General features: G+C 67.0%; 15 protein-coding genes and 1 pseudogene. 7 read left to right on the plus strand and 9 right to left on the minus strand.

Features of this window, described 5'->3' with window-relative positions:
- Window positions 1–391: 391 nt before the first annotated feature.
- The 3 genes from JK364_RS51610 to JK364_RS57390 form a co-directional block, all read right to left on the minus strand.
- On the minus strand, window positions 392–613 hold the full coding sequence (locus tag JK364_RS51610; protein ID WP_201858410.1) for an alpha/beta hydrolase: 222 nt from the start codon (window positions 611–613) through the stop codon (window positions 392–394).
- A gap of 485 nt (window positions 614–1,098) precedes the next feature.
- Window positions 1,099–2,103 carry a helix-turn-helix transcriptional regulator gene (locus JK364_RS51615; protein WP_201858411.1) on the minus strand — a complete coding sequence of 335 codons (1,005 nt, stop codon included), beginning with the start codon at window positions 2,101–2,103 and terminating at the stop codon, window positions 1,099–1,101.
- A 119-nt stretch (window positions 2,104–2,222) separates the two neighbouring features.
- A complete protein-coding gene (locus JK364_RS57390; protein ID WP_269146453.1) occupies window positions 2,223–2,345 on the minus strand; it encodes a hypothetical protein in 123 nt (40 codons plus the stop codon).
- 126 nt (window positions 2,346–2,471) lie between these two features.
- On the opposite strand from JK364_RS57390, the gene JK364_RS58355 reads away from it, so the two are divergent.
- From JK364_RS58355 to JK364_RS51630, 3 genes are all read left to right on the plus strand, one after another.
- Window positions 2,472–3,218, plus strand: coding sequence for a MucR family transcriptional regulator (locus JK364_RS58355; protein ID WP_372462095.1), 747 nt, complete (start codon window positions 2,472–2,474; stop codon window positions 3,216–3,218).
- A gap of 725 nt (window positions 3,219–3,943) precedes the next feature.
- Complete coding sequence (locus JK364_RS51625) at window positions 3,944–7,342, plus strand: galactose-binding domain-containing protein (RefSeq protein WP_201858413.1); 3,399 nt, start codon at window positions 3,944–3,946, stop codon at window positions 7,340–7,342.
- Between the two features lie 223 nt (window positions 7,343–7,565).
- Window positions 7,566–7,721: a hypothetical protein gene (locus JK364_RS51630; RefSeq protein WP_201858414.1), complete on the plus strand. Its 156-nt coding sequence runs from the start codon at window positions 7,566–7,568 to the stop codon at window positions 7,719–7,721.
- A gap of 364 nt (window positions 7,722–8,085) precedes the next feature.
- Here JK364_RS51630 and JK364_RS51635 read toward each other — a convergent pair whose 3' ends face one another.
- The gene (locus JK364_RS51635) at window positions 8,086–8,658 is read right to left on the minus strand and encodes a TetR/AcrR family transcriptional regulator (protein WP_201858415.1); all 573 of its coding nucleotides are present in this window, start codon (window positions 8,656–8,658) and stop codon (window positions 8,086–8,088) included.
- Between the two features lie 84 nt (window positions 8,659–8,742).
- On the opposite strand from JK364_RS51635, the gene JK364_RS51640 reads away from it, so the two are divergent.
- Window positions 8,743–9,696, plus strand: a complete 954-nt coding sequence (locus tag JK364_RS51640; protein ID WP_201858416.1) for an NADP-dependent oxidoreductase — start codon at window positions 8,743–8,745, stop codon at window positions 9,694–9,696.
- A 329-nt stretch (window positions 9,697–10,025) separates the two neighbouring features.
- Here JK364_RS51640 and JK364_RS56530 read toward each other — a convergent pair whose 3' ends face one another.
- The 3 genes from JK364_RS56530 to JK364_RS51655 form a co-directional block, all read right to left on the minus strand.
- Window positions 10,026–10,289, minus strand: coding sequence for a transposase (locus JK364_RS56530; protein ID WP_372462094.1), 264 nt, complete (start codon window positions 10,287–10,289; stop codon window positions 10,026–10,028).
- Window positions 10,290–10,371: 82 nt separating this feature from the next.
- A complete protein-coding gene (locus tag JK364_RS51650) occupies window positions 10,372–11,349 on the minus strand; it encodes a LacI family DNA-binding transcriptional regulator (RefSeq protein WP_201858418.1) in 978 nt (325 codons plus the stop codon).
- A 174-nt stretch (window positions 11,350–11,523) separates the two neighbouring features.
- A complete protein-coding gene (locus JK364_RS51655) occupies window positions 11,524–13,788 on the minus strand; it encodes a peptidoglycan recognition protein family protein (protein WP_201858419.1) in 2,265 nt (754 codons plus the stop codon).
- A 300-nt stretch (window positions 13,789–14,088) separates the two neighbouring features.
- On the opposite strand from JK364_RS51655, the gene JK364_RS51660 reads away from it, so the two are divergent.
- Window positions 14,089–14,634 carry a TetR/AcrR family transcriptional regulator gene (locus tag JK364_RS51660; RefSeq protein WP_201858420.1) on the plus strand — a complete coding sequence of 182 codons (546 nt, stop codon included), beginning with the start codon at window positions 14,089–14,091 and terminating at the stop codon, window positions 14,632–14,634.
- 47 nt (window positions 14,635–14,681) lie between these two features.
- Here JK364_RS51660 and JK364_RS51665 read toward each other — a convergent pair.
- Both JK364_RS51665 and JK364_RS51670 read right to left on the minus strand, forming a co-directional pair.
- Window positions 14,682–15,393 (minus strand): annotated as a pseudogene (locus JK364_RS51665) (IS5 family transposase).
- Window positions 15,394–15,436: 43 nt separating this feature from the next.
- Window positions 15,437–15,964, minus strand: coding sequence for a sugar O-acetyltransferase (locus JK364_RS51670; RefSeq protein WP_201858421.1), 528 nt, complete (start codon window positions 15,962–15,964; stop codon window positions 15,437–15,439).
- A 106-nt stretch (window positions 15,965–16,070) separates the two neighbouring features.
- Between JK364_RS51670 and JK364_RS51675 the strand changes: the two genes are divergently transcribed.
- A complete protein-coding gene (locus JK364_RS51675) occupies window positions 16,071–17,000 on the plus strand; it encodes a LysR family transcriptional regulator (RefSeq protein ID WP_201858422.1) in 930 nt (309 codons plus the stop codon).
- Window positions 17,001–17,218: 218 nt separating this feature from the next.
- Window positions 17,219–17,680 (plus strand): DNA glycosylase AlkZ-like family protein (locus JK364_RS51680; RefSeq protein ID WP_201858423.1); only part of this gene is annotated, 462 nt, incomplete at its 3' end.

Consider the following 17,680-nt stretch of genomic DNA (forward strand, 5'->3'; position numbering starts at 1 on the left):
AGCGTGGCAAAGAGCGCGGCAGTTCAGGTGTGCTGACAATGCAGGCCCCTCGTCCCAGGGCGCATGACTGCGGACGACTTCCCTCACCCCGCACCGCGGCATGGCACAAGGAGTCCTCGGCCTCGGGCTCCTGCCAGTACGTCGCGCCGTCCGCGCTGTCGCCAAGCGCGCCCATCAGCCCCCCGTTCGCCCGCGTCCGCGGCCACGCGGGCGGGGTCGAGGCCGTCCGGTCGGCGGGAGCAACTCCCGCGTCCTCGCCGTGTCGGTGCGCGCGTACGCTGCGTGGAAGAGGGGCTTCCCCCACCGCGCCGCTGCCTGCCGCCAAGGCCACGCACAAGCGACGTGCCCGTAGCCGAGAAGCAACGCGCTGCCCTCGGAATCGAACATTCGCTCAGGCCAGGGGCTCACGCCCCGTGAGGGTGTGGGGAATGACGGGCATCACGGGCCTCGATCCGCTGGCACAGACCAGACTGGTCCACTCCGGCCCTCGCCGCGCGGGGAACTGGAGGCCGAGCATGGCTCCCCAGGAGTGGCCGTAGACATGCGCCCTGTCCAGGCCGAACCCTTCGGTCACCGCTCCGAGTTCGTCGAAGAAGCGGTCCACGGTCAGCAATAGGGGGGTCGTCGATCGGGTCAGAACGCCCCACCCCGAACCGGTCGTACCAGACGATCTCGCGCTCCCGGGCGAGCGGCTCTAACGCCTCAAAGAGCACATCGCTGGGATATCCAGGACCACCGTGCACCAGAAGCAGCGGCACACCGCCACGTCCCATTCTGCGGTACCAAACATTCCCTCCGGGCACCGGGATCCGGCCTTCGGTGATACGGATGGAGTTCACTTCCAACCTCCTTCGACGGTGCGCCAACTGCTGACCAGAATGATGGAGGCGCCCGAAATCATTGCACCCTCAACGTAGCGAAGAATGCGCGAAGAAGTAGGTCTTGACTTGCCTCACGGATTCCGGCAGTACAACTCGGCTTCCGAGCCCCCAACTGTGCGGGGGCGCAGGTCCGCGTCCGCGTGCCTGATGGCGTCACCTGCGGTATCTGGGCCGGACCCGCATGGCCGGCAGAGGGGGCGTCCGGTCGCGGTGGCGGCTACTCCGCTCGCCTGGGGGCGTCCGCGTTCATACCCGGAGAGTGATCGTGATGTTCCGCGCGCCAGGCGGTCGGGGTGCAGCCCAAAGCGAGACGAAAGCGGCGAGAGAAGTGCGAAGCGTCAACGAAACCGCTGGCACGGGCGACGGCGGCGATGGTGAGGTCCGGTCGCGTAATCAGGCGTTGCTGAGCGGCTTCCAGGCGCAATTGCATAATTGATTCACTGAGGGAGAGCGGCTGGGACTGCCAGAGCTGGAACAGCTTGCGCACCGAGATGGCGTGGGCAGCAGCGATATCGTCAGGGCCGAGGCCCTGGTCACCGGCGTGCATGCGGAGAAAGTATCTGATCCGGTCCAAGAGATGGTCATGAACGGCGTTACGGGACGCGGCATCGTCATCCCGAGCAGCGCTGGCCACCAACCCCTTCAGCAGAGCGACGGTCGCCTCCGTGGCGGACTCACGGTCCCCGGGATCGGTCAGCAGCGGAGCATTGGCGGACAGGGAGGCCAGGTGGTCGCGGACCACTCCGTACAGAGGGCTGCGCGCCAGCCGGTGGTCGGCCCTGCGGATGGTCTCCAGGTTCATCTCCAGGCGGGAACGATCGACCTGGACGCAAACTGTTCTGTAGGCGGCAGAGGCGTGATAGGCGAAGGCGGCATTCAAATCCGTGACGCAGAGATCGCCGCGACGCAACGGGCGGCTGACGCCGTCGTGTTCGTAGTGGCCGGGCCTGTCGCCGTCGAACAGCAGGAGGTAGATCCGCTCTGGACCGGCCCCTCGCAGATCTGCTTTGGTGCGCTCGATCCCGAAGCCGCCGCCGATTGACTCTGCGAAGAAGACATCGCGGTCCAGTTCCACCCCGGACACGCGGGCTTGGGCGGATGTGGGCTGGTCGGCGAGCACACGGACTCGATGGGGTGTGCCCGATGTGGCCATCAGATAGTCCGACATGGCCGCAGCGCGATCCGTCGGTGCGAACCGCGCGGCGTCGAGCAGTACCTGCATGTGTCCGCCTCCGCTCGGAACAGCAGCCGCCGGCCACCGCTTACCCGCTCCCATAAGCAGAACCAGCAGTTTACAGGGGTTTGTGCAGCGCGCGCCGACAAGGTGGCCCCATGAGTTCGTCAGACGGTCACGCCACGCACCCGCCACCGCCGCAGATCGGCACGGCCGAAGCGGTGGCCGATGAGGAAGAGGAGGTCGTCGAGCTGCCGTTCGCAGGCCGTGTCCGCATGTTCATCGATCATGGTCGAGGATGTCCGCCTCGCGGCCAGCCGACCACCTGGAGCACAACCTCTGACTGAGCAGCTCCGGGGCGTTTCGACGGTGCCGGTGCGCTGGGCTGCCTCCTCGACGACGACGGCACCCGGGTCCTGTGCCACGAATGCGGCAAGCGGTACCGCATGCTGCCCACCCACCTCATCCGCGCACACGGCCTCACAGCCGACCAATACCGTCTCGCGCACGGCATCGCCCCTCACCAGCCCTTGGAGTCCGCGTCCACCAGCGTGAAGAAGACCGCCAACGGCCACCGCGTCTACGAACAGCGACCCGACATCCGCGCCGCACTGGGCGGCGGTACAGTCCCCCCGACCTTGGCCAGGGGACCAGCGGTTTCGCGTTGTACCCGGCAGTGCGGCGCGGCCGGCCCCGTGCGCCGGTACACATCGGGGGCACTGGCACGGCGGCCACACCGATGTCTCCAGCGGCTCGAGGAGATCGGTGGACCTGACCACGCGTGTCGGCCCGTAGGTCTTCCCGCCGTCCCGCGATACGCGCCATGGTCATCATCGCGCGGCCCTTCTGCCAACGGTCATCGGGATGAGTGCGGCGCGAACGGCGGCGGTCGGGTTTGGCATGCAGTTCGTCCATCGATACAAGCTGCCCAAGGGGCTGGTCGGCGTATTGGTCACCGGAGCACCCCGGTTCGGGCTGCGTGCGGCGCTCGGACAACACGTCGGTGGCGGCACTGTCCAGGGCGAGCCCAGACGCGGGCCTCAGCGAGCCAGAGCGGGACGCCGGTCATCGCCGTGGAGAGAGCGAGGAGTGTGGTGAACAGGACGGTCGGCAGCATGGCAGCCTCCGTGAGTCGGGGTCAGGACGCGACCACGACACCCTGATGCAGGCAAGAGCGGAACCGTCCTCTGAAAAGAACTTCGCCCATCGCAGGGACGTCTCCGGTACGTCGGTGGACTCGGCGCTTACTCGCTCACACATCTCACTGCACGCAGGATGTTACACATCTATCTACCGATGATGAGTCAGTGACCCACATCCATGGTCCTGGTGGGAGGGGCCGAAAACGCCAGACTCACCAAGGTCTGCTACGCCCGGACCTGTCACCGTCAATGATCCCCCAACCAGGCGGGGAGCGCAGCAGCCGTAGCCCAACACATGAGACAGCCAGGGGAGTTCCAAACTTCTTCTGAACTATCCATGGACGATGAGGCCCTTGCATGCGAAGCTTTGCGCACCTCGGCGGCACATGGAAAGGGATACGAACGATCAGCAGACGCGCTTTCGTGGCCGCGACCACAGGTGTCGAGGTTGCCGGAGCCACGGGACACCGGCCGGGTGGCCGGCTTGGCCGATAGGCGCGATCGGCGATCTGCCGATTGATGAGATCGCGACCGTCAGCGTTTGAGCGAGATCACGCCGACGTGGTCGCTGCAGGAATTGGATTCGTCCGGCAACCCGGTCAGGGCGGCGCAGCTTTGGAGGCGGCCGAGTTCTGGGTTGCCGACGCCCGCCCGCCAGAGGCTCACGTCATCGAATAATCACTGATGGAAGAAGGGTCTTCGAAGTGATGACAAGGCATAGGAAGATCTCATTTCTCCTGGGGGTGATGACAGTCGCATCACTCCTGTTTGGTGTGCCCGCAGCGAAGCAGGCAGCTGCGCAGCAGGTGGCGGGGAGCGCTCCGTTCATCAACTCGTGGCTGCTGTCAGGTCCGTTCGATTCGCCGGTCGTCGACAAGCAGTATGGATGCGAAGCCGGCACGCTGCCGGTCGACGGCAAGAAGAAGATCACCCCGAAGGCCGGTGAGTCGCTGGGCACCGGTGGCGAAGGCAAGAAGTGGGAGTACTTCGACGACCGAATCTACAACCGGACCTACGACGACTATCAGGATCTCTACGGGTACTACACCGTAAAGAAGGGTATCGACACGAGGAACAAGTACGTGTATGCGCACACGTACGTCTACAGTCCGGTCGAGCGGCAAGCCTATTTCAACGTCGGGGCGAGCGGTTCGTACCGGCTGTATGTGAACGACCGATGCCTGACGGATTCGAGCACTCCGGTGGAGGTGCAGAAGGATCTGACGAAGCAAGCTGTTCAGCTTCAGGCGGGCTGGAACAAGCTGATGATTCAGATCAAGCACACCTACACGGAGGACGTGAATTCAAACGGTGTGCCGATCGCCAAGGACCAGAACGTAGCCTATCTCGGATTCTACGGCAGAGTGACGGATCAGAACGGCAACAAGATCAATGATCTGATAAATTCCGTTACAGGGCCGTCGAAAGACCTCCAGATCGTGTCACAAGGACTCTCGACCGATGATTCGATCGACACTCCGCTCCCAAAGGGCAACATGCCGACCGGGTACAAGGAATGGCCGTACGTCTGGAACAAGTCAGCGGCCTCCGACAAGTACGGCGTCTCGGCTTCAGCTTTCCAGTTCATGGCCGCTGGTGGCGCGCCGGATTATACCTGGAAGATCGTCAAAGGGAAGTTGCCTGGTGGTCTGGAGCTGGGCCCTGACGGCTCCATCACGACCGGACTGGTCGACGGGAAAGTCGATCTGAACAGCACCAAAGGCGTCATCGGTGTCAACACCGAACCAGGCGACTACCACTTCACCGTCCAGGTAGCCGACAAGGACGGGAACACTGCTTCCAAAGACTTCACCATCACGGTGAAGGAGCGCCCCAACAAGTGGTTCGAAGAAGGCAGGGTTGGCGCACTGACCCACTCCACCCCGACGTACAACTACTTCGTGGATCCGAACTACTCCGCTGATCGATGGGCAGAGAGAGCGAAGCGTCAAGGGCACTCGCTGGTGTCAATCGAATCGCTGCAGCAGAACTATTTCTGGCCGTCCAAATTCGCGGACCCGAAGCACATCAGGGCGGAATATCTTCCTAAGGATGAGAATGGGAAGGTAGTGGACGGACTGAGGCAGTACGAGCAGGCAGTAAAGCGTCACGGCATGAAGTTCGGCTTGTACTACGCAACTGAGGGCGGCGGTCTGCAGCATTACTCCACTGATGTGCTGGTGCAGAACGTGGCGGATCTCATCCACCGCTACACTCCGGACTACCTGTACTTCGACGGTCCACAGGCAATGCCCAACGCCAATTACGACGTGATGTACAGTCTTATTCGCAACTACAGCGATGAGATCGTCGTGAACTCAAACGCCTGGGGCGTCGAGTACGGCGATCCGGACCTGCGAACCGACGAGGCGTCAGGCATCTATGCCCCAGCGCATGGGAATCATCTTCTGAAGCGGACGGTCATGGAACCGTGGAAGATGATCCACACGAAGAACATGTTGTCGCCGTACTACGGTAAGCGCGACGACTTCAGGCAGGTCACCAAAGAAATGCTGATGAATGCCGGTCGAGGCCTTGTCGACAACAACGATCAAAGTGTTATCGACAGCCGGGGACCGAACTGGGACTCTCCCCAGGAAATCGCCACGAGGTACCCGAAGGCTGTACAGGAGTTCATCGACGTAAGAGAAAAGCTGGCCGGCTGGTTTGGACCGAAGGGTAAGCCGGAGAGGCACGAGTCCACGACGGGCACAACGCCGTACTTCCTGGCCGGCTACGGCTACGAGGACGATGGACGAGGAAATTACGAAAACTTCGCCCGCCCCAACAGTACGACTGGCCCGCAATGGGGTTACGCGACCGCCAGAGACAACAACATCTACCTTCACATCATGAAGGGTCCTGACGGCAAGAAGGGCTTCGATGCGATCACCGACAAGTCCCTGACCATTCGCCCGGTCAAGGATCGGGTCAAATCGGTGAAATGGCTGAACAGCAACACCCGGGTCACGTCGTTCAGTCAGAAAGGCGACAGCCTGACCATCAACTTGGCCAATGCGCAAGAAGACCCGATCGACACGATCATCAAGATCGTGACCGACAACCCTGAGCGCAAGTACAAGCTGACTGACGTCACCGCGACCGCCAAGCAGCAGGCGCCGGGAAAGTTGAAGGTCACTGCCGAGGGCTACATGACGTATCCCGCGCTGAAAGCCAAGCTTTCGCACGTGACCTTCGCCAGCGCGAATCCTGAAGTAGCGAAAGTTCAGGGCAACGGAATCATCACCCCGGTGTCGGACGGCACGACGACCGTCACGGTACGAGGCACTCATGAGGGCGTGACCAAGCAGGACACACTGAAGGTGAAGGTCAAGGACCGCCTCGTCTACGTCGCCGAGGACATGATCGGCGCATCATTGCTGGTGGAAGGGAAGGAGGCATACGGTGAGTTCGGCCTGAACGACGGACTCAAGTACAAGCTCGAAGGCGCGTCGGCCACAGGCGGGCCCATCGGCCTGGATGCGGCACAGATCAAGTGGCACGGCGGCATTGTCGATCTGGCCGGCGGTGACAAATACAAGCCGGTCTCTGTCAAGGAAGTGGACACGTTCGCGTTCAAGCGACACAAGATCATCACCCCGGAGGTCGAGGCACCGACCAGAGGAGTCGTCTGGGCAGACGTGACACTGGGCGGCAAGACCTTCACGACAAACAGGGTTTACCTGGACCTGCTGCAGTACCGGAACCTTGCGAAGGGCGCCGAGATCACTGCCGGCCAGCAGGGCGACGTGGTGTCGAACCTCAACGACGGCAAGCTCATCGAGGCTGACCGATTCGATCAGTCGAAGTGGTCGGTGCCCGGAACCGAGAAGTCTTGGATTCAATACAAGCTTCCAGCGGAGTCCGAGATCTCGAACATCGACATCAACTTCAACACATTGGATCAGAAGTACATCAACACGCCCAAGACAATAAAGATCCAAACCAGCGTCGACGGCGTGACCTGGACTGATGCCGGTACCGTCAACGGCCCGACGGGCACCGCCTATTTCGGGTTCTACGACCGGTACCCGCTCACCGCAAAGGCCCAGTACGTGAAGTTGGTATTTGACGGCGGCTCGAACGGGTCAACGACCGACCTGCTCGAGGTAGCCATCAACGGCCGCAGTCGTCCCCGACCGTGACCCCGCAGCTGCTCGACGATGGCCGGTAAATTCCCCAACACCCCTGTCGTCCGCAGCGCCAGCAAGCCCCGCCCCGTCGATATCGACGGGGCGGGGTCGGGTTACCGACACTGCGGGTCACCGACGGCGGTGACGGCAACGGCTCCGACCACACCGACTGGACCGACGCCCGGGTGGTCTGCGACCGAGCCGTCCGCCGGTCAGCCGGCCATTCGGCCATTCGGTGCTCAACGACCGTCCGCCGTATGAGGGTTGGATCGGCGCGGTAGCGGTCGAGGTGGACGCCGGTCAGCAGCTCGGAGTCACGCCCGCGCGGCCGCCCTTCGCCTGCATGCGCAAGCAGAAGATCTGCAGGATCCGCGGCGCCATCACCCCCTGATCCCGAATTCACCAGCTGATCTCCTGCGGGTCCAATCTCTGGCCGAGGCGGGTCGCCGGTGCGGAGCAGGGGATTCGGGGCGTGTGGTGCCCGCCGCGCGCGGGTCGCGGCCTGTCCGGGGTTCCTTCGGTGTCGGGGATGACGTGACTGGCGGTGTCGCCGGGGGCCGGTGTGGCCCGTCAGGGTGTGCTCGGTGCGCGGGGGCGGTCAGGCCGTCGTGGGTGGCCTGTGGACGGCTTCGAACAGGCTCGGCCAGGCGGCACGCCAGGGCCAGTGTCCGGGCAGATGGACCGTGAGCTTGGTGCGGATCCCGTTCGAGGGGGCGCGGTCGGCTAGGGGGGCGCTGCTCCTCGTTGCGGCGGACTCAGCGGACCGTCGGAGCTGGTGACGCGACCGCGACGCGCAGCTCGGCGGTGGCCTGGGCGACGAGCTCGGAGAAGGTCGCGTCCGGGTCGGCCAGCCAGCGGGATGTGGCGCGCCGGGAGATCGCTATCGCCACGTCGATGATGAAGCGTGCCTTGCCGGGCTCGACACCGCGGCGCTCAAGCGCTCGCGCCAGTGCGTCGGCGATGTCGGCGAGCTTGATCAGATCGCGCTCGGCCAGTGCCGGGCTGGCGGCGATCACCTTGACGCGGCGCAGCAGGAACTCGCGCGAGTGAAAGACCTCGTCGGCGGTTCCCAGCGCGGTCAGCAGCGCCTCGATCGGTGTGAGGCCCGGGTCGGCCGCCTCGACCTGGGCGACGAGGTGGGCCTCGAGGTCATTGCCGGCGAAGAGGACTTCCCGCTTGTCGGGGAAGTAGCGGTAGAAGGAGCGCTCGGTGAGACCGGCGGTGCGCGCGATCTGCGCGACCGAGGTGCGCTCGAACCCCTGCTTCTCGAACAGCTCGAGCGCCGCGCGCTCGAGCCGGCCCTGTGCGTCGGACTCCCATCTCGGCATACCCGCCAGCATATGACAGCAGATGCTGTTGTCGCAGTGCTACGGTCAATGACAACAGATGCTGTCATCACTCGGGAGATCGTTATGAAGGCTCTTCAGTTCGACCGGTTCGGATCCCCGGACGTGATCGTGCTCCGCGACGTCCCGAAGCCGGAGCCGGGACCCGGCCAGATCCGGATCGCCGTGCGGGCATGTGGCCTGACCCCGGGCGACTGGGCGGTGGTCGACGGCCTCCTCGCCGACCAGTTGCCGCCGCTGCCGCGCGGGCTCGGCACCGAGGTCGCGGGCACCGTCGACGCGCTCGGTGGGGGCGTCACCGGCGTCGAGATCGGCGACCGCGTGTTCGGCCCGGCGACCTTCGACGGTCCGACAGCCGGGGCCGCCGAGTATGCGCTGATGGCGGCCTGGGCACACATTCCCGAGGGCGTCACCACCGAGCAGGCCGCCGCGCTGCCGATGGCGGCCGAGACGGCGTGGCACGCGCTCGACGACCTCGGCGTCCAGCCGGGTGAGCTGCTGCTCGTCCACGGCGCGGGCTCCACCGTGGGTGAGGCGGCGGTGCGCTTCGCGCTGCACCGGGGTGTCCGGGTGATCGCCACCGCCGGGCCGACCCGGGCCGCCGCCCTCGAAGAGATCGGCGCCCAGGTGACCGACTACGGCGGCGGCATGGCCGAACGCGTCGCCGCACTGGCCGGAGGCCGCGTCGACCGTGCCCTGGACACGGCCCCTACCGGCGGCCGGATCGACCGCACCGACCAGGCCAGTCCGGCCGGCGGCTCGCTGCCGACCCTGATCGGCCTGACCGGGGACCCCGACCGCGTCCTCACTGTCTCGGACTTCGCCGCCGCGGCCGAGCTGGGCACCCGGATCACCCGCATCGAGATGCGCTACGACCGGATGAGCGAGTTCGCCCGGCTGGCCGGCGAAGGCATCCTGGCCGTATCGGTCGCCCGCACCTACCCGCTCGACCAGATCCAGGACGCGGCCAAGCTCAGCCAGTCCCGCCGGCCCGGCGGCAAGCTCATGCTCGTCCTGTGATCACCTTGCTGGCCTGATCAGGCGAGACGTACCCCGTCGAGGAGCAGGGCCAGGCCTCCCCCTCGTCGTGGGGCGCCGCCTTGCGTGTCGGTGCAGAGCGGCGAACTGCAGGAACGGCTTTCTAGGACACGGCTGCGGGAGCGAGGCGGATCGTGCGCGGTTGCCGTGCCCTCAGGCGTATGGGTCCGGGCTCGCTGTCCCGTGCGACCGGTTCGACGCGGTGCGGTGCGGCGCGAGGCGGTCGGGGTGGGCGGGTGAGGCGGCGCGTCATGATCGTGATGAAGGTCCAGATGATGTGGGCCTCGCTGTGGGAGATGAGCCGCTCGTAGTCACGGACGTTTCTGCGGGCTCTCATGATCCACGAGATAGCCCGTTCCACTCGCCACCGTTTGGCGAGGACGGCGAATCCGTCCTGGTCTTTGCGGCGGGGCACGGTCTTGAGGGTGATGTCGAGGCATGACGGCGAGCGGCATGCCGCGCATGTCGACGGACAGGTGCCGCTTCCTGCCGTTGATCAACTTCCCGCCGTCGAACCCTCTGCTGTCCTGGCCCACCGTCTCGGCTCCCTTGACGGACTGGGAGTCCAGGATCACCGCGACGGTGCGGGGATTGAGGCCGTCGTGGACCGGCTGGGCTTGTCCAGTGGGCCTACAGGGTCGCGCAGATGGAAGGGCACTACGTCCCGTAGCGGACCACCGAGATCGGCACGACGGTGCGGCGCGGCGGTCCTTGAGGCGTACCCGGCGGCTGCTCGATCCGGTCGAGGAGCAGGCGGGCCGCCTGCCGTCCGACCTCTTCCGCGTCGTACGAGACGACGGTGACCGGGACGTCCAGCAGGTCGGCCATCTCGAAGTCGTCGAAGCCCGCCAGCGCGGTATCGGTGCCGAGGTGGCGGACTGCGCGGTAGGCGCCCAGGGTGATGCGGTTGTTGGTGCAGAACAAGGCGGTCGGCGGATCGTCGCCGCTCAGGATCTCCAGCGCCGCTGCTTCTGCGGCGCGGATGTCCTGCGGTCCTCGGCGGATCCATTCCTCGCGGGGCGTCAGGTCGTGCTCCTCGTGGGCCGCCCAGTAGCCGCGGAAGCGTTCGGCGCCGGTGAACAGGGCGGGCGGGTTGCCGAGGAAGCCCACCGCCCGGTGACCCTCGGTGAGCAGTTGGGCGGTGGCCGCACGGGCCCCGCCGAAGTCGTCCACGAGTACGGTGTCGGCCTCCGTCCCGGCAGGTGGCCTGGAGGCGAAGACCACGGGGGTGCCGCCGAGCGAGGCGGCGTCGAGGTGGCTGTGCGATGTCCCGGCCGGGACCACGATGATGCCGTCCACACGACGTGCGGCCAGATCCTCCATGAGCTCGCGCTCGCGCCGGACCTGCCCGCCGGTGTTGCCGAGGACCAGCCGGAGCCCGCGCTCCTCGGCCACCTGCTCGGCACCGAGGGCGAGATGGGAGTAGAAGGGGTTGCCGAGGTTGGTGACGACGAGGCCGATCATGCCGCTGGGGCCGCGCAGCCGCAGCGTGCGGGCCACCTGGTCGCGGCGGTAACCCAGTTCCCGTACGGCGGCGAGCACCCGTTCCTTGGTCTCGGCGCTGACTCGTTCGTCCTTCAGTACCCGGGACACGGTCATGGCGCTGACACCGGCCCGGGCGGCCACGTCCCGCATGGTGGGGGCGGCGGGTCCTGACGGGCTGCCAACCGGGGGCCGTCAAAGACACTTACACGCCCTCCCACGTGACGTCGGCCTTCCAGACCACATCGGATCGTGAAGGCCGACGTCATGTTGCCGGAACGGCATGCGCCAGGCGGCCGGCGCGCCGCCACCCTCGCGGGGCTGGGGCTACTTGATGTAGACGAGGCCGTCGGTGGTGATGGTGGGACGGCCGCTGGTACCGACCACGACGATCTTGACAGTGTGCTTGGCGCTGCTGGACCAGGTCTTCGTCCAGATCGCCTGCCGGTACAGGGTGGAGGAGGACTTCACGTCGACGGTGGCGACCTTGGTGCCGTCGACGTAGATGTATGCCTGGCCGGAGCTGGCGGCACGGGAGACCACCCAGGCGGCGGAGCGGCCGGTGAAGGTCCAGGTGAGGCTGGCGCTCTTGGTGCCGCTGGAGTAGGACCTGCCGCCGAGGTAGCTGGTGGAGGAGCGGGTGGTCCAGCTGCCGGACTTGGTGGCGGCGCTCTCCTGCAGGATCACGGGGGTGTACGCGGGCGAGGACGTGCGGTAGTTGCCGGCGTGGTCGTAGGCACGCATCGACCAGGTGGTGGCGGTACCGGACGTGGCGGTACGGCTGGAGCTGGTGGTAGTCGGACCGAAGGTGGCCGTGGTCGGGGACAGCAGCTTCACCTCGCGCAGGGCCTTGTCGTCGGTGGCCTTCCAGCCGAGGGTGACCGGGACGGCACTGGTGTTGACGGTGCCGGTGCGCAGGGAGAGCGTCGGGGTGGTGGTGAAGGTCGGTGCGGTCGTCTCCGCCACGACGTTCAGCGCGGCGCTGGTCACGGTCTTCCCGGACTGGTGTACGGCCCGCACGGCGACGGTGTGGCTGCCCAGGGCCAGGGTGGCGCCGGCTGAGGTGGCGGTGCCGGAGGTGGTGGCGACGGTCTTGCCGTCGACCAGCAGCTGGAAGCTCTTGATGAGCGAGGACGGCGTGGTGGCCGTCCAGTTCACGGTGAGGGCGCCCTTGGTGTAGTACGTCGAGCCCGAAAGGCCCGCGCCGCCGACCGAGGTCACCTTCAGGTCCTGCACCGGGCCGGCCGCCCAGGAACGGATGGTCGGCAGCTGGGCGTAGAGGGAACCGCCGGGGCACTCCGTGTTGTAGCCGTCACGGTGGGCGGAGATCCGCCGGAACGTGTACGTGCTGCCCGTGGTGTAGCTGGTGCCGAAGTAGTTCTTCTGGGTGGCGCCTGCCGTGAGCTGGGTGGTCCCAGCGGGGTCGGCGCCGTACTGGCCGAGCTTCCAGGCCGCCACGCGCGCGATGGAGGCCAACGACGCCTTGGAGGCGCTGGTGGCGGTGTAGTTACCGAGCACCGCGATGCCCGTGGACTCCCGGTTCCAGCCGTAGGTGTGGGCGCCGAGCACCGGCAGGTCGACACCACCCTTGCGGCCCTCGAAGACGGTGCCGCACTTGTCGACGAGGAAGTTGTAGCCGATGTCCTTCCAGCCGCTGACCTGCACGTGGTACGCGTAGATGCCCCGCACGATCGACGCCGAGTCGGCGCAGGAGTAATCGTTGGTCCCGTCGGTGTGGTGGACGAACACGGCCTTCACATCCGCGTTGTACTCCGGAGCCTCGGGGCTGATCGACTCGTCCGCGCCCCAGCCGGCGCGCGCGACGATCGGCGGCTCGGGCACGGTGGACGGCGGCGCGGACGGCGTGGTGGCCGACGCACTGGCGGAGGCGCTCGTCGAGGGGGAGGGGGACCCCGAGTCGGTGGGGGTGGCCTCGGGCGTGGTGTCGGTCGCAGCCGGGGGCGTGGCGCTCTGGCCATCCGTCGGTGTGGCGGCGGCGCTGTCGCTGGGTGCGGCCGAGTCGCTGGTCGCGCCGCTCGTGGCGCCGGGGCTCGTCTCGGCGACGAACGCGGCCGGCTCGCTCCCGGTGCCGGTCGCCTTGGTCTCGGCGTCGGTCACCACACCCGGATCGACCAGGTTGACCTCAAGCCCCTTGGGCAACGAGCTCGTGGTGCCGTTCTTGCGGACGACCTGTACCTGGACGCCGTCGGAGGAGCCGACCCACAGCGGCTCGGACGCGCCGCGCACTTTGGGGCCGGGCTTCTCCAGCGGGTCGACGTTCAGCTCGAGGTCCTGCCAGGTGCTCCACTCGCCGCTCTCGCGGCTGCGGGTGCGCACCTGTGCCGTGCCGTCGAGCCGGTTGGCGGCACCCGTCCAGGAGACGCCGAGCATCGAGAACTGCTCGGTGTCCGTGCGCGGCAGCTCCCGCCTGCCGCTTGCGGTGCCTTGCAGCGCGAGGTCGTAGACCTTCACCGGCCGCTTGGCACGACCCGTGGCGCCGGGATGGCCGGAGGAACTGGCGACGGCATAGGTCACCACGCCTCCACCTCCGAGGATCACAGCACCGAGCGTCAGCCACGCCCGTCTCTTCATGTTCAGCGGTCTGTACGCATGCGACGTACGAGGATTCACGGCGTATCCACCCCTAAGAAGGCCGGGAAAGGCCACAGAAGGAAGTCACGTGAGGCACACCCGTCACAGGGGTGACTCCGTTTCCTTCAGCGCATCCCTGCCGACAAACATCACGGGGAAACAGGCTGAAGTGATGCAAATCACCGCGATCGGCATTGGACGGCCCCTCCGCCACGACGGCGATGAGCCTCCACGACCGCACCACGAACACCACCCGCGCCCTCGATACGGACCGGAAGTTCGACTCCGCGTGCGTTGTACTTGGCAGCAGCGGCATCCCAGCGCGCGGATCGCCCGCCAGCCGGCTGCCCACGGGCGCACCATGCCGGCCTCGGAGTCGGCACCGTCTACCGGAAGTACCGCGACAAGCAGGCGCTCGCGGAGGCCGTCTTCGGTGAAGAACTCGACGAGATCGCGGCGATGGGGCGGGAGGCCCTGGCCGGGGACGACGCATTCGCCGCATTGGCCGGCTTCCTTGAGCGGGCCCTGGCGCGGGCCGCGCACAACCGCGGGCTGCGTGAGCTGATGCGACACGGCATCATCGAGGGCGCCGGTCCCGCCCGGGCGCGGCAGGAGATCACGTCGCACTGCGAGCATCTCCTGGCACGGGCCCGTACACAGGGCGCCCTGCGCGACGGAGTCACCGAGGCCGACATCGCACCGATCGCCGCGATGATCGACGCCGTCATGGCCCTGCCCGCCGAACACCCCTCCGAGATGTGGCGACGATATTTGGCGATCCTCCTCGACGGGCTGCACGCCCATCCGCACCAGGCGCCATTGCCCAGTCCTGGCGGCGCTGACTGACCCTGGCTCTCACCGGACCGATTTCAGCGGCCCCTAAGGCGTGTCCGTCAGATGCGAGCCCAGACCAGCACCGCGGCGAGGACCGCGGCCGAGCGGTAGACGATCGCGAGCTTGTCGAACCTCCCTTGAGCGCCGCTCGGATCGCGCGGGAGGAGTAGGCCTTGTCCCCGAGCAGCATGGTCGGGGTCGTGCGCGGGCGGCCTGCTCCGGTCCTGGGGACTCGCAGGTCGCCCAGCAGCAACGGCAGGGACTGACCGTTCACGGTGTGGTGGATCTTCGTGGCCAGCCCGCCGCGGGAACGGCCGATCGCGTGCCCGGCGGGCTCTCGGTGGGCGTCGAGGCCCTGCCCCCGGGCTGCGGCCCGGCACTTCTCGGGGCGGCGGGTGTTGGTGGCGTGCTGGTGGGCTCGGGTGATGGTGGAGTCCACCCGCCACCCGCCACCCGCCACCCGCCACCCGCCACCCGCCAGTCGATCAGCCCATCGTCGTCCGCGCGGGCGAGCAGGACGCTGAGCACGCGGTCCCAGGTCCCGTCGGCGGCCCAGCGGCGGTGGCAGGCCCACACGGTCTTCCAGGATCCGAACCTGGCTGGGAGGTCTCGCCAAGGAATACCGGTGCGGTACCGGTAGACGATCGCCTCCACAATGCGGCGGTGATCGGCCCACGGCCTGCCGCGACGACCGGTACTGGAGGGCAGCACAGGTCGGATGCGGTCCCACTGCCGGTCGGTCAGCCGGGCGTGACGAGGCATCAGGATCAGACCGCAGAGGTGCTGGGCACCCGGGCCGGCGGCCCGGCCGGGCTCAGCCGATCGTCTTGATCACCCGGGCAGGCACTCCCGCGACCACGGTGCCGGCAGGAACATCATGAGTGACCACCGCTCCGGCAGCGACCACCGCACCGGCACCGATGGTCACCCCCTGCGTGATCACGGCAGCCGTCCCGATCCAGACGTCGTCCTCGATGACGATCGGGGCGAAGGAGAGGTACTCGCGGCGCTCGGCCAGGGGCAGTGGATGGCCTCCGGTGATGAGGCTAACCTTCGGGGCGATCATGACGCCGTTGCCGATACGGATGCTTCCCTTGTCCATGAAGGTGCATCCCTGGTTGACGAAGACGTTCTCCCCGAACGTCGTGTTGAGCCCGTACTCGGTAAAGAACGGCGGGTAGATCATCACCGACTCCGGCAGCGGGCCACCGAACACAACAGAAAGTAGTTCCGCGCGACCTTCGCTGTCGCTGAACGGAAGCACGTTCAGTCGAGACGTCGCATCGGTCACCTCCAGGATCCGCTCCGCATGACGCGCGAACTCAGGCGTCTGGACATACATGACCTGCTCTGTGCGGGTAGACATGTGCTTATCCCACCACCGCACAGAACACTCGATCAAACAACCCTGCACCACAGCAGACACAACCAATGGTTGTGGAAGTAGCGTGGATGCTGAAGCACTGCGGACGTTCGTGGCCGTCGCCGAGACCGGCCAGTTCCAGGCTGCTGCCGACAAGCTGGGGATCAGCCAGCAGGCGGTCTCCAAGCGGATCGCGGCCCTGGAGAGGCACATCGAGGTCACGCTCCTGGTGCGGACCTCCCGAGGCTCCCGGCTGAGCCTGGACGGGCAGGTTTTCCTGCCGCACGCCAAGAAGGTCCTGGCGGCCCTTGAGCAGGCCGAGCAGGCCGTGCGCCCCGGCAGCCGGCCCTTGCGCGTCGATGTCCTCAATCGGCGCATCTCCCCGGCCCAGGCCGTCTACCGGTTCTACCGCTCCCACCCCGAGACGGACCTGGACGCGGTCACGCTGAGCAAGGAGAACGCCGCCCAGGCCGCCCAGGCGGTGCTCGAAGGGACCGTCGACGCGTCTTTCCGTGCCCTGCCGGCAGACCAGGTCCCGGCCGGGATCAGCGCCGAACGACTCCTGGACGCACCCCTGGAGCTCCTGGTCGGCCCCGGCCACCCGCTAGCTGACGCGCCCTGGGTCAGTCCTGCGGACCTGGCTGGCCACCGCATCTGGATCCCCGGGATCAGGCCGGGCACGGAGTGGGCGGCGTTCTACCAGGCGCTGTCCGAGGCATTCGGCCTGAGCATCGACGCGCTCGGCCCCCACTTCGGTGACGAGGCCCTGATGGACGCGCTGGCCGACTCGGTCTCGCTGGCCACCCTCGTCGGCAGCGGGGACCGGTACCTGTGGCCCCAGACCCACGACCTACGGCGCATCCCGTTGCACGACCCGACCCCGGTCTACCCGCACGTGCTGCTGTTTCGCAGCGGAGACCAGCACCCCGTGCTGACCGCGCTACGCGACCATCTGCGCACCGCAGGCCCGCGAACCCCGCACGACGCGTGGGCGCCGGACTGGGTGGACCGCTGACCAGGCGACCGAATTGGCAGACAGGCCCTAGTCCTGATCACGCGCAAGCCATCAAACTGTCATGCCGAACGAGTGGGCCCCTCCCGGGAAGGGGCCCACTCGCCTCTTGCGCAGAGGCAATGAAGCCCGGCGGCCTCAAAGACCACCGCGGGTAGCGCCAACGGGGCCACTCCATCGTGCGGACGGAATCTGTCCGCAGGGGTCGGTAGCGTTCCCTCATGCCGAACATCGTGCTCGACCGCCGTACACTCAACCGGGCTCTGCTGGACCGCCAGCTGTTGCTGGAACGCTCCGAGATGTCCGCTCTGGATGCGATCGAGCACCTGGTGGGCATGCAGTCGCAGGCGCCGGACGCGCCCTACGTCGGGCTCTGGACCCGGCTGAAGCGCTTCTCGTTCGCCGAGCTGGCGGGACTGATGACCGAACGCCGCGCGGTGCGGATCGTGCTGATGCGGGGAACAGTGCATCTGGTGAGCGCGTCGGACGCCCTGGCGCTGCGGCCGGTGGTGCAGCCGATGCTCGACCGTCAGTTCCGTAGCAGCGCCTGGGCGCGCGGAATGCGGGGTGTGGACCGGGAGGAGCTGGTGGCTGCCGGGCGGGCGCTGGTGGGGGAGCGGGCGCGGAATCCGGCGGAGCTGCGGGCAGCGCTGGGTGAACGGTGGCCGGAGGCGGATCCCGGC

It is taken from the genome of Streptomyces endocoffeicus, from assembly GCF_016741935.1.
Lineage (GTDB): Bacteria > Actinomycetota > Actinomycetes > Streptomycetales > Streptomycetaceae > Streptomyces > Streptomyces endocoffeicus.